At 59.4% G+C, this 12,006-nt stretch carries 13 protein-coding genes and 5 tRNA genes; 2 read left to right on the top strand and 16 right to left on the bottom strand.

What is annotated here, in order from left to right:
* The coding region (locus tag KW842_RS05505) for a DDE-type integrase/transposase/recombinase (protein ID WP_218303119.1) at positions 1 to 380 on the top strand (380 nt) is incomplete at its 5' end.
* Positions 377 to 769 (top strand): hypothetical protein, encoded by a 393-nt coding sequence (locus KW842_RS05510; protein ID WP_218303120.1) that lies wholly within the window; start codon positions 377 to 379, stop codon positions 767 to 769. The genes KW842_RS05505 and KW842_RS05510, both read left to right, overlap by 4 nt.
* A gap of 780 nt (positions 770 to 1,549) precedes the next feature.
* On the opposite strand, the gene KW842_RS05515 is transcribed toward KW842_RS05510, so the two are convergent.
* The 16 genes from KW842_RS05515 to KW842_RS05590 form a co-directional block, all read right to left on the bottom strand.
* Positions 1,550 to 1,625, bottom strand: a tRNA-Gly gene (locus KW842_RS05515).
* A gap of 11 nt (positions 1,626 to 1,636) precedes the next feature.
* Positions 1,637 to 1,710 (bottom strand) — tRNA-Cys (locus tag KW842_RS05520).
* A 55-nt stretch (positions 1,711 to 1,765) separates the two neighbouring features.
* A tRNA-Gly gene (locus KW842_RS05525) sits at positions 1,766 to 1,841 on the bottom strand.
* Between the two features lie 45 nt (positions 1,842 to 1,886).
* Positions 1,887 to 1,962: transfer RNA gene (locus KW842_RS05530), tRNA-Gly, on the bottom strand.
* A gap of 69 nt (positions 1,963 to 2,031) precedes the next feature.
* Positions 2,032 to 2,107 (bottom strand) — tRNA-Gly (locus KW842_RS05535).
* An 86-nt stretch (positions 2,108 to 2,193) separates the two neighbouring features.
* The gene (gene pgsA, locus KW842_RS05540) at positions 2,194 to 2,775 is read right to left on the bottom strand and encodes a CDP-diacylglycerol--glycerol-3-phosphate 3-phosphatidyltransferase (RefSeq protein ID WP_218303121.1); all 582 of its coding nucleotides are present in this window, start codon (positions 2,773 to 2,775) and stop codon (positions 2,194 to 2,196) included.
* 87 nt (positions 2,776 to 2,862) lie between these two features.
* A complete protein-coding gene (gene uvrC, locus KW842_RS05545) occupies positions 2,863 to 4,716 on the bottom strand; it encodes an excinuclease ABC subunit UvrC (RefSeq protein ID WP_218303122.1) in 1,854 nt (617 codons plus the stop codon).
* On the bottom strand, positions 4,713 to 5,108 hold the full coding sequence (gene acpS, locus KW842_RS05550; protein WP_218303123.1) for a holo-ACP synthase: 396 nt from the start codon (positions 5,106 to 5,108) through the stop codon (positions 4,713 to 4,715). Before acpS ends, uvrC begins: the two co-directional genes overlap by 4 nt.
* Entirely contained in the window at positions 5,105 to 5,866 is a 762-nt protein-coding gene (gene pdxJ / locus KW842_RS05555; protein ID WP_218303124.1) for a pyridoxine 5'-phosphate synthase, read from the bottom strand. The genes acpS and pdxJ overlap by 4 nt, the downstream gene beginning before the upstream one ends.
* A 10-nt stretch (positions 5,867 to 5,876) precedes the next feature.
* Positions 5,877 to 6,722, bottom strand: coding sequence for a DNA repair protein RecO (gene recO / locus KW842_RS05560; RefSeq protein ID WP_218303125.1), 846 nt, complete (start codon positions 6,720 to 6,722; stop codon positions 5,877 to 5,879).
* 13 nt (positions 6,723 to 6,735) lie between these two features.
* Positions 6,736 to 7,641, bottom strand: coding sequence for a GTPase Era (era, locus tag KW842_RS05565; RefSeq protein ID WP_218303126.1), 906 nt, complete (start codon positions 7,639 to 7,641; stop codon positions 6,736 to 6,738).
* A gap of 11 nt (positions 7,642 to 7,652) precedes the next feature.
* Positions 7,653 to 8,441, bottom strand: a complete 789-nt coding sequence (rnc, locus tag KW842_RS05570) for a ribonuclease III (protein ID WP_218303127.1) — start codon at positions 8,439 to 8,441, stop codon at positions 7,653 to 7,655.
* A gap of 9 nt (positions 8,442 to 8,450) precedes the next feature.
* A complete protein-coding gene (locus KW842_RS05575) occupies positions 8,451 to 8,819 on the bottom strand; it encodes a DUF4845 domain-containing protein (RefSeq protein WP_218303128.1) in 369 nt (122 codons plus the stop codon).
* Positions 8,820 to 8,845: 26 nt separating this feature from the next.
* Positions 8,846 to 9,763 carry a signal peptidase I gene (lepB, locus tag KW842_RS05580; protein WP_218303129.1) on the bottom strand — a complete coding sequence of 306 codons (918 nt, stop codon included), beginning with the start codon at positions 9,761 to 9,763 and terminating at the stop codon, positions 8,846 to 8,848.
* Positions 9,760 to 11,553: a translation elongation factor 4 gene (lepA, locus tag KW842_RS05585; RefSeq protein WP_218303130.1), complete on the bottom strand. Its 1,794-nt coding sequence runs from the start codon at positions 11,551 to 11,553 to the stop codon at positions 9,760 to 9,762. The genes lepB and lepA overlap by 4 nt, the downstream gene beginning before the upstream one ends.
* A gap of 175 nt (positions 11,554 to 11,728) precedes the next feature.
* Positions 11,729 to 11,983, bottom strand: a complete 255-nt coding sequence (locus KW842_RS05590; RefSeq protein ID WP_218303131.1) for a glutaredoxin family protein — start codon at positions 11,981 to 11,983, stop codon at positions 11,729 to 11,731.
* Positions 11,984 to 12,006 lie beyond the last annotated feature (23 nt).

The raw sequence follows: 12,006 nt of genomic DNA on the forward strand, positions 1-12,006 counted from the left end.
CCGACGCTGACCTTGTTGTGCAAGCACTGGAAATGGCCTACGAGCAGCGAGGCCGACCGCAGGGGCTACTGTTTCATTCGGATCAGGGGAGCCAGTACGGCAGTCGAAAATTCCGTCAGCGCTTGTGGCGTTATCGTATACGACAGAGTATGAGCCGTCGGGGAAATTGCTGGGATAACTCCCCGATGGAGCGGCTGTTCCGCAGCTTTAAAACGGAATGGCTGCCATCCACCGGCTACACGACGGCACAGGAAGCACAGCGGGACATCAGCCACTATCTGATGCACCGGTATAACTGGATACGGCCACATCAGTTCAATGAAGGATTGGCGCCGGCCGTCACCGAAGAAAAACTTAACGTAGTGTCCGGGATGGGTTGACCACTACACTGCAATTAAATTTATCCATTGCAGGGTTAGTTTGCGCCGCAGCGTTGTATGTCAATGAAGACGGGCTAGAAAACCTTCATCACATAATGAAAAGAGCCCTGCGATTGTCCTTACGATCATCGCTAGAGTATCAAATGGGAAGTTTTTCCAGGGATTTTGCTGGTGGAGTTTTTAAAATCTGGGTTACAAGAAATGAAGATGAAAAATTCGATATGAGTATTTGCCTAATGGGACAGAGCGAAAAATCGGTGTCCGCTGATCGCCGTATCAATTTTTCGGTGGGGAGTAAATCTTTTCAAGATTTTATCGATACGATTGCAGCTGCCGATTTGGGATCTGCCGGAGGCGCCATATGGAGCTTCTCTTGCGAATTGAGATAATCCAAACCATCGCCATTTAGCATGCCAAAAGCGCCCCTGTTTAGCATCGCGAAACCATCACCGTTTAAGCGGGTTGGGGCGCTCGGTATAGCTTTCTTTATTCATTGTTCAATAATGCTGTTATTTCTGTCCCCTGGTCAGCGGTCAGTTAAGGTGCCGAAGAAGCCTGGCCCCTTCCTCGTGCTACTTACAACTCAACCCAAGCCGGAGGAGCACACGTTTCGCAGCGCCCCTGCTTCCACTGTCCGGCGATCGCATCCAATCGTAGCGCCTTTAAACGTCATCGCGGGGAAGGCGCCCGCCCCGACGGCACCGCCGGAGATTGCGGCGCCTGACACGTCGGCCATCGATCCGCTTCCCAGCGCATATGACATCATGAAAAACGCAAGACGCGATCTGCATCAGATCGACAAGGAGATACTGGGCAGCGTTAAAGCAGTACGCGGCGAACGTGCGGATAGCCCGCGCATGCGACTGGGCCGGGGAATAGCAAACGCATTTGTTGGCGATACATCCGAGATAACTCACCACTACACCGCGCCGGATGGCGTTATCTACACCCGGATAACAAAGGGCCCACGTCAAAAATGCTATATGAGCGGAGCGGCCGGCTATGCGGCCGCGACGCGTAGTGGCGGTGGCAGCTGGCGGCCAGTCAATTGTCCACCCGACGATAGCGGCTGGGTCAGGTAGCGGATGGATTACAAGGACGGCGAAGTGCCGACGATACGAGGCCCCAAAAGCAAAAAGGGCAGCCCACCGGGCTGCCCATCTTCATACTGGAGCGGGAGAAGAGTCTCGAACTCTCGACCTCAACCTTGGCAAGGTTGCGCTCTACCAACTGAGCTACTCCCGCTTAGGAGCTTTTGGAGGCGAGGATCGGAGTCGAACCGACCTAGACGGCTTTGCAGGCCGCTGCATAACCGCTTTGCTACCTCGCCAGAGGAAACATTTACTACAAGATGACAGCTGGTTACTGGCTGCCATCCGAAATCCTGGAGCGGGAGAAGAGTCTCGAACTCTCGACCTCAACCTTGGCAAGGTTGCGCTCTACCAACTGAGCTACTCCCGCATGGAGTGTTACTGCTTACTGCGCCTATCTCGTTTCCGAAGAAACTGGAGCGGGAGAAGAGTCTCGAACTCTCGACCTCAACCTTGGCAAGGTTGCGCTCTACCAACTGAGCTACTCCCGCTTGGAGTCCAACATCATAGCAGCAAGCTGCTGTTTCTGCTAGTACTAGTTGTTTTTGATTACGCCATTTTGGAGCGGGAGAAGAGTCTCGAACTCTCGACCTCAACCTTGGCAAGGTTGCGCTCTACCAACTGAGCTACTCCCGCTTTGCTTCGTCGTCATCAACAACAGGCCAGCATTATAGAGGTTCTACGCTGGCTGTCAATGCCGAATGAAAATATTGTTTATACGGTTAGAGTTGGCCCGACTTTTCCTTGATCAGCGGCCACGCCAGACGCAGGTAGTAGAACATCGACCACACGGTCAGCACCGCAGCCACTTCCAGCAAGCGCGCGCCCCAGAACTGGGTGTCGATGGCGCCCCACAGCACGTCATGGAACAGCAAGGCCGGGATCGCCATCATCTGCGCGGTGGTTTTGATCTTGCCCAGCGAGCTGACCGCCACCGATTTCGACGCGCCGATCTGCGCCATCCATTCGCGCAGCGCCGAAATGGCGATCTCGCGGCCGATGATGATGAAGGACATCACGGCATTGGCGCGGTCCAGCTGCACCAGCACCAGCAAGGCGCCGGCCACCATCAGCTTGTCCGCCACCGGATCGAGAAAGGCGCCGAAGGCCGAGGTCTGGTTCCAGCGGCGGGCCAGGAAACCGTCAAACCAATCGGTGACGGCGGCGATGATGAACACCAGGGTAGCTGCCAGGTTCTGATCCGCCACCGGCAGCACGGTAGTGGGAAGGTAATAGACGCCCACTACCAGCGGGATCAGCGCAACGCGCAACCAGGTCAACAGGATCGGGATATTGAAGGGCATAGCAAGTTAGTAAGGGCCAGTCTTGAAATTTTATAATGCGCCGCTAGTCTACCTTGACGCCGCGCATTAAACCAGCACAGTTGGCGCTCAATGCAACTGCTTGTAGATTTCCTCGGCCAAGGCGCTGGAGATGCCCTCTACGGTCTTCAGATCCTCGACACTGGCGTTGACCACGCCGCGCAGGCCGCCGAAGCGGGCCAGCAGGCGCTGGCGGCGCTTGGCACCTATGCCTTCAATCTCTTCCAGGCGCGAGGTCTGGCGCGTTTTGGCGCGCTTGGCGCGCATGCCGGTGATGGCGAAGCGGTGCGCCTCGTCGCGGATCTGCGCCACCAGCATCAGCGCCGCCGATTCCTTGCCCAATTCCTGCGACGGCCGGCCATCGACAAACATCAGGGTTTCCAGGCCAACGCGGCGCCCTTCTCCTTTGGCCACGCCAACGATCAGGCTGATGTCCAGCCCCAGTTCGGCAAACACCTGGCGCGCCATTTCGATCTGGCCCTTGCCGCCGTCGATCAGCACCACGTCCGGCATCACGCCGTCGCCATTGGCCACCTTCTCGTAGCGGCGGTACAGCACCTGGCGCATGGCGGCGTAATCGTCGCCCGGCGTGATGTCGTTGATGTTGTAGCGGCGGTATTCGCCATTCTGCATCTGGTGGTGATGGAACACCACGCACGAGGCCTGCGTCGCCTCGCCTTGCGTGTGCGAGATGTCAAAGCATTCGACACGCAGCGTGTCGATGTCCTCCGGCTCCAGCTGCAAGGCGTCGACCAGCGCGCGCGTGCGCGATTGCTGCGAGCCCTGCTCCGACAGCAGCCGCGCCAGCGAGATCTCTGCGCCCTTCTGTGCCAGTTCCAGCCATTTGCGGCGCTGGTCCTGCGGCTGGAAGATCAGGTTGATGCGGTGGCCGCACTGCTCCTGCAAAGCCTGGATCAGCGCCGGATGATCGAATTCGATATTCAGGATCAGCGTGCCGGGAATGAATTTATCGGCATAGTGCTGCGCCAGGAAGGCCGACAGCACTTCGACTTCAATCGCGTCCTCGGCAATCGCTTCGGCGTCGCTGACGTGGGTCGGGAAGTAGGCCCGGTCGCCCAGGTGGCGGCCGCCGCGCACCATGGCCAGGTTGACGCAGGCGCGCCCGCCCTGCACCAGCACGGCGATGATGTCGACGTCGGCGTCGCCGGTGGTTTCCATGCTTTGCTGGTGCAGCACGCGCGACAGCGACTGGATCTGGTTGCGCACCGATGCGGCCTGCTCGAACTTTAGCTCGGCAGCGTAGGCGTGCATTTTCTTTTCCAGGTCTTCCAGCACTTCGGACTGGCGGCCGCGCAGGAAGCGCGCAGCATTGTCCACGTCCAGCTTGTAGTCTTCCTTGCTGATCAGGTCCACGCACGGCGCCGAGCAGCGGCCGATCTGGTGCAGCAGGCAGGGACGCGTGCGGTTGGCGTAGACGCTTTCCTCGCAGGTGCGGATCTGGAATACCTTCTGCAAAATCTGCATCGATTCCTTGACCGCCCACGAACTTGGGAAAGGCCCAAAGTACTGGTTCTTCTTGTCCACCGCGCCGCGGTAGTAGACCATGCGCGGCGCATCGCCGCCGGTGATCTTCAGGTAGGGATAGGACTTATCGTCGCGGAACAGGATGTTGAAGCGCGGGCTCAGCGCCTTGATCAGGTTGTTCTCAAGGATCAGCGCTTCCGCCTCGCTATGCGTGACGGTGGTTTCCAGCCGCGCGATGCGCTCGACCATCATGGCGATGCGCGGGCTGCTCAGGTTTTTCTGGAAGTAGCTCGACACGCGCTTCTTCAGATCGCGCGCCTTGCCGACGTAGAGGACTTTGTCCTCGGCGTCGAAATAGCGGTACACGCCCGGCAGATTGGGCAGTTTCGCGACAGTGGCTAATACTTGTTCGCGCGGATCGCTTACTTCTTCAGTCACTTTTCCTGCTCCACAATGACGAAGGCGACCGCGTAGTCTTCTTCGTCGCTGACGGTCACCTGGGCCGACAGCTGATGCTTTTCCATGAATTCTTTCAGCACGCCGCTGCACACGATCATCGGCTTGCCGCTGGGATGATTCAGCATCTGCGCGGCGGGCCAGGTCATCGGCATGCGGATGCCCAGGCCGATGGCCTTGGCGAAGGCTTCCTTGGCGGCGAAGCGCGTCGCCACAAAGCGGATGCCGCGCACCGGATGCTTGGCCTTGCGCGCCAAATACTTCTCAAACTCCTGCGGTCCGAGAATCTTCTTCGCAAAGCGGTCGCCATGCCGCGCCAGCGCCGCTTCGATGCGCGGAATCTTGCAGATGTCGGTGCCGATCCCGTAAATCATTTTTTTGCGCCCAGGCGAGTGGAAACCATGATGGCCTTCATTTCACGCACGGCGTTTTCCCAGCCAACAAACACCGAATGCGCGACGATGGCGTGGCCGATGTTCAGCTCGGCGATTTCCGGAATCGCGGCAATCGCCTGCACATTGGTGTAGTGCAGGCCGTGGCCGGCGTTGACCTTCAGGCCTTTGCCGACGCCATACAGTACGCCGCGTTTAATCCGTTCCAGCTCAGCGGCCTGTTCGGCGCCTTCGGTGTCGGCATAACGGCCGGTGTGCAGTTCAATCACAGGTGCGCCGATCGCGGCGGTGGCGTCCATCTGCGCTTCTTCAGCGTCGATGAACAGCGAGACGCGGATGCCTTCGGCCTGCAACTGCTTCACCGCACGCTCGACGGCATGGTAGTTGCCGGCGACATCGAGGCCGCCCTCGGTGGTGACTTCGGTACGCTTCTCCGGCACCAGGCAAACGTCGGCCGGTTTGATCTGGCAGGCAAAGTCGATCATCTCCTGGGTGACGGCGGCTTCCAGGTTCATGCGCGTGATCAGCTGCGGCGCCAGCGCGATCACGTCGGCGTCCTTGATGTGGCGGCGGTCTTCGCGCAGGTGCAGTGTGATGCAGTCGGCGCCGGCCTGCTCGGCCAGCAGCGCGGCGCGGATCGGGTCCGGATACTTGGTGCCGCGCGCATTGCGCAAGGTAGCGACGTGATCGATGTTCACGCCCAGATCGATGATGGTGCCGGATGGTTGCAGGAAACTCATTGTTTTTCTCTTATAGCTGGGACAGATCAATCAGGATCTGCCGGGTATTCAACGGCGCGCCATTCAGATGATGCGCCACCAGGAAGCGCATCAGTTGCTTGCTTTGGGCTTGCGTGGCGACGTCTTCGTAATTTTCACATTCCATGTCGAGCAGGGTCTTGCCGGCGACGCGCGGCCAGGCGTCGGAAGCGCGCTCGGGACGCGGTCCACGCTCGGGATCGACCACATACAACACGTCGGAGCGCACCGCGCTGCGCGTTTCGATGCAGCGGGTCAGATCAGCCGCAACACCTGTCTCTTTAAGTAAGGCCCGTTCGAACTTTCTCAAGACGATGGGCGCCGGTTCGTTGTGCGCCAGCTGGTTCAGCGTCGACACGTAGTGATCGAACAAGGCCGGGTGCGCATCGTCGCGCGCCAGCAGCTTGACCAGCAATTCGTTCAGGTAGAAACCGCACAGCAGCGCGGTTTTCTCCAGCGGCAGCATGCCGCCCACCCACTCGGCGTCGGTCAGCGTGCGCAGTTCGGATTTGCCGACCCAGCTCGACGACAGCGGCTGGAAGGTTTGCAGCACGCCGCGCAATTGCGAGTGCGGCCGTTTGGCGCCCTTGGCGATCAAGGCCACGCGGCCGAAGTCACGCGTGAACAGATCGATGATCAGGCTGGTTTCTTTGTAGGGATAGCTGTGCAGGACGAAGGCAGGCTGGCCGGCGACCTTGGTGCCGATGGTGCGCTCGCGCGGCGCTGCGCGCGGACGCTTGGCGGGCGCAGGCGGGGATGCCGGCGCCGCAAGCACGCCCGCCTCCATCGGCGCTGCGTGAGGCGGCGCGTCCAGGGTGGCGTCTGGCGTGTTGGACATGCTGGTGGTGGATTTACTCGTAGCCGTAAGCGCGCAGGCCTGCTTCGTTGTCAGCCCAGCCGGATTTCACTTTGACCCAGATCTCCAGGTACACCGGTCCGCCGAACAGTTTTTCCATGTCGAGACGCGCTTGCGTCGAGACTTCCTTCAGGCGCGCGCCCTTGTTACCGATGATCATGGACTTGTGCGTATCGCGCTCCACCAGAATAGCGGCGAACACGCGGCGCAAGTCGCCTTCCTGCTCGAACTTTTCGATCAGCACCGTGCTGGTGTAAGGCAGCTCGTCGCCGACAAAGCGGAACAGCTTCTCGCGCACGATTTCCGAGGCCATGAATTTTTCGCTGCGGTCGGTGATATCGTCCGGGCCAAAGATCGCCTCGTTCTCCGGCAGCAAGCGCTTCAGTTCCTTTTCCAGGCCGTCCAGCTGGAAGCGCAGCTTGGCCGATACCGGCACGATGGCGGCGAAGTTGAACTTGGCCGCAACCTGCTGCGCAAACGGCATCAGCGCTGCCTTGTCTTTGACGCGGTCCGCCTTGTTGATCACCAGCACCACCGGCACTTCGGTCGGCAGCAGGTCCAGCACTTGCTGGTCGGCCGGACCAAACGTGCCCGCTTCGATCACGAACAGGATCAGGTCCGACGAAATCAGCGTGTTGGTGACGGTCTTGTTCAGCGTCTTGTTCAGCGCATTGGCGTGACGCGTCTGGAAACCCGGCGTGTCGACATAGATGAATTGCGCGTCGTCATAGGTCTGGATGCCGGTGATGCGGTGGCGCGTGGTCTGCGCCTTGCGCGAGGTGATGCTGACCTTGGCGCCAATCAGCGTATTCATCAGCGTGGACTTGCCCACGTTCGGGCGGCCCACAATAGCGATGTAGCCGCAGCGGTAGTTGTTGGCGGAGGTCGTTTCGGTGGTCATGGTGTTCTCTTTTATTGTTTGGCTGCCTTGGCCGACGGCGTCGGCTGGTCCTGCACGGTAGCGATGCCGGCCAGCTTCAGCTGCGCGGCGCGCGGCTTGGACTTGCGGGCGGCCGACGGCGCTTTCTGCGCGGCCTGCTCGGCGGCGGCCAACGCCAGCTTGGCGGCCGCTTGTTCGCCGGCGCGGCGGCTACCGCCGCGGCCAAATACCTGGATACCCAGCTTGGGCACCAGGCATTCAATTTCAAACTCCTGGCTGTGCGCGGCGCCATGGGTGGCGATCACGTTATACAGCGGCAGCGAGATTTTTTTCGCCTGCAGGAATTCCTGCAGCAGCGTCTTGGCGTCCTTGCCCAGCGTTTGCGGGTCGACCGTATCCAGGATCGGAATATAGAACGAGCGGATGGCGGTGCGCGCCGGCTCAAAGCCGCCGTCAAGGAAGATTGCGCCCAGCAGCGCTTCCAGCGTGTCGGCCAGGATCGAAGGACGGCGGAAGCCGCCCGATTTCAGCTCGCCCTCGCCCAGCCGCAGGAACTGCGACAGCTCCAGCTTCTGCGCGATTTCAAACAGCGACTGCTGCTTGACCAGGTTGGCGCGCAGGCGCGACAGGTCGCCCTCGTCGATGTCCAGATACCGGTCATACAGAATCGACGCCACCACGCAGTTGAGGATGGAGTCGCCCAGGAATTCCAGTCGTTCGTTATGCACGCTGCTATGGCTACGGTGCGTCAAGGCTTGCTGCAAAAGGCCAGCATCCTGGAACGTATAACCTAGGCGAGTTTGCAATAACTGGAGATTCATTGTGGTTCTTTATTCTGTGGGTTTGACACCAGCCTTGGCGGTGGTGCCCTCGTATTCAAGCAGCAAGCTGGCCGGTCCGACCAGCGGGATTTTCTTTTCGTAGGCGAAGCTGACTTCCGTTTCGCCGTTTTGCTTTTCGATCAACAGGTCGCGGCCACTAATGGAACTGATATAGCCGGTGGTGGCGTTGGCGTCGAAGGATTTCTGGATCTCGGCCGCCGAGCTGCCGGCCGCCTTGGCCGTGACGATGGCATTCTTGATCGCGCGGTACTCGGTGTACGTCGGCAGTATCTTCATGCCCAGCACCAGCACCAGGCCCAGCACGGCCAGGAGCAAAATCAAACCGACCAGCGAAATGCCTTCCTGCCGTGTTTTCATCTTAGCCCCTTTTGTACCCGTCTGTTTTACTGGATGCCGCCAATACGGCGCAGGCTACCAAAGTTCATCCAGACAAAGAATGCTTTTCCAACAATATTCTTATCCGGAACAAAGCCCCAGTAGCGGCTGTCCTGGCTATTGTCGCGGTTATCGCCCATCATGAAGTAGTTACCTGCCGGAACCGTGCAGCTAAAGCCTTCATAGCGGTAGGTGCAGTTCTCGCTGCCGGGGAACATTTCCACGTTTTCGCGGCGATACGTCGGCGCCGACTCGTCATTCAGAATCCGGTGGCTGACGCCGCTCAGGTTTTCCTCGTATTGCTTGTTGTAAACAAGGCGCTCGTCATTCAGGTAATCGTCCAGCGCGGCGTACTTCACTTCCACGCCGTTGACGGTTAAGCGCTTGTTTTCATACGTGATTTTATCACCCGGCACGCCAACCACGCGCTTGATGTAATCCTGGCTCATATCCTTGGGATATTTGAACACCATCACATCGCCGCGTTGCGGGTCGTTGATCTGCACGATTTTCTTGTTGATCACCGGCAGGCGGATGCCGTAGGTGAACTTGTTCACCAGGATCAGGTCGCCAACCAGCAAAGTCGGCACCATCGACGACGATGGAATCTTGAACGGCTCATACAGGAAAGAGCGCAGGCCGAATACCAGCGCAATCACCGGGAAGAAGCTACCCGAATACTCGACCCAGGTCGGCTGGCGCAGGATGTCGGCTTCGATCTGCCCACGACGGCCCTGGTTATCCAGCTTGATGCCGTCGGCAGTTGCTTTGGCGTTGCGGGCGTCGTACTCGGCCAGCGCGCGGTTGGCGGCGGCGCGGCGCTGCTTGGCCAGGTAAAACACATCCAGGCACCAGATCACGCCGGTGATCACCATCAGCACAAACAAAATTAATGCAAAGTTACCTAAGATGACTTGCATGTTCATTTCTCGTCCACTTGTAAGATTGCCAGGAACGCTTCTTGTGGAATCTCCACCGAGCCCACCTGCTTCATGCGTTTTTTACCGGCCTTTTGCTTCTCCAGCAGTTTCTTCTTACGGCTGACGTCACCGCCATAGCACTTGGCCAGCACGTTCTTGCGCAGCGCCTTGACGTTTTCACGCGAGATCACGTTGACACCGATGGCGGCCTGAATCGCCACGTCGAACATCTGGCGCGGGATCAGTTCGCGCATCTTGGCAGCCACCTGGCGGCCGCGATAAGCCGAGTTGGAGCGGTGCACGATGATTGCCAGCGCATCGACCTTCTCGCCGTTGATCAGCATGTCGACCTTGACCACGTCAGCCGAGCGGTATTCCTTGAACTCGTAGTCCATCGAGGCGTAGCCGCGCGAGGTGGATTTCAGCTTGTCGAAGAAGTCCAGCACGATCTCGCCCATCGGCATCTCATACACCAGCTTGACCTGGCGGCCGTGGTAGCTCATGTCCATCTGCACGCCGCGCTTGCTGATGCACAGCGTGATCACCGAGCCGACATATTCTTGCGGCATGTACAGATTGACCGTGACGATAGGTTCGCGGATCTCGTTAATCTTGGTGGTTTCCGGCATGCGCGACGGATTGTCGACCTTGATCACCGAACCATCGCGCATTTCGACCTCGTACACCACGGTCGGCGCGGTGGTGATCAGGTCCATATCGAACTCGCGTTCGAGACGTTCCTGCACGATCTCCATGTGCAGCAGACCCAGGAAGCCGCAGCGGAAGCCGAAGCCCAGCGCCTGCGACACTTCCGGCTCGTACATCAGCGCGGCGTCGTTCAGTTTCAGTTTTTCCAGCGAATCGCGCAGCGCGTCGTACTGGTTGGCTTCGACCGGGAACAGGCCAGCAAACACCTGCGGCTGCACTTCCTTGAAGCCTGGCAGCGGCGCCGGCGCCGAGTTGACCGCGTGGGTGATGGTATCGCCCACTTTGGCGGCTTTCAATTCCTTGATGCCGGCGATGACAAAGCCCACCTGGCCAGCCGACAATTGCGGCAGCGAGAACGAGCGCGGCGAGAACACACCCACGTCTTCCACCAGCTGCACCGAATCGGTCGCCATCAGTTTGATTTTCTCTTTTGGTTTCAGCGTGCCGTTGACCACGCGCACCAGCATCACCACGCCCACGTAGGCGTCATACCAGGAGTCGACGATCAGCGCCTGCAGCGGCGCCGTGGGATCGCCCTTCGGCGGCGGCACTTTGGCGATGATCGATTCCAGCACATCTTCCACGCCCAGGCCGGTCTTGGCCGAGCAGTGCACGGCGTCGCCGGCTTCGATGCCGATCACGTCTTCGATTTCCTGGATGGCGCTGGGCGGATCGGCGTTCGGCAGGTCGATCTTGTTCAGCACCGGCACCACCTCCACGCCCAGGTCGAGCGCGGTGTAGCAGTTGGCCACGGTCTGCGCTTCCACGCCTTGCGAGGCGTCAACCACCAGCAGCGCGCCTTCGCAGGCCGACAGCGAGCGCGACACTTCATACGAGAAGTCGACGTGGCCTGGGGTGTCGATCAGGTTCAGGTTGTACACCACGCCGTCACGGGCTTTGTATTGCAGGGCGGCGGTTTGCGCTTTGATCGTGATGCCGCGCTCGCGCTCCAGATCCATCGAATCGAGCACTTGCGCCTCCATCTCGCGGTCGGACAGGCCGCCGCACAGCTGGATGATGCGGTCTGCCAGCGTCGATTTGCCGTGGTCGATGTGGGCGATGATGGAGAAATTGCGTATGTTGTTCATTAACAAATATTCAAAAACGGGTTTGACACGACGGCGCGAAAGTGCGCGCAACACAAAAAAGCGCTCCGGGCGGGCTATGCCCTGGCGAGCGCCTTGTGGAAAATGCTTTGCCCCGGCATTTTACCGGATTTCAGAGGGGAAAGCCCGATTTATGCCATGAGAAATGCAATTTTGCCTAGATTTTGAGCAGTTCGCGCACTTTGGCTTCATCCAGGAAGTAGTGGCACAGCTCGGGTTGCGACAGATCGGCGAACAAAACCGGCACCAGCTCGTCGTAGCGAGCCAGCAGCGCGGGATCATCCACCTCATCGATGTCGATCACCTCGACGCTGAACGGCGCGGCCGGAGGCAGAGGCTGGAGGCGCATCAGCGCATCCAGCATGTCCTGGCATAAATGGCAATAACTGCGGGAGTAGAGAGTAAAGTGCATGGCCGCCCCGTCGTACCGGCGCA

The organism is Duganella sp. sic0402 (assembly GCF_019219065.1).
GTDB lineage: Bacteria > Pseudomonadota > Gammaproteobacteria > Burkholderiales > Burkholderiaceae_D > Rugamonas.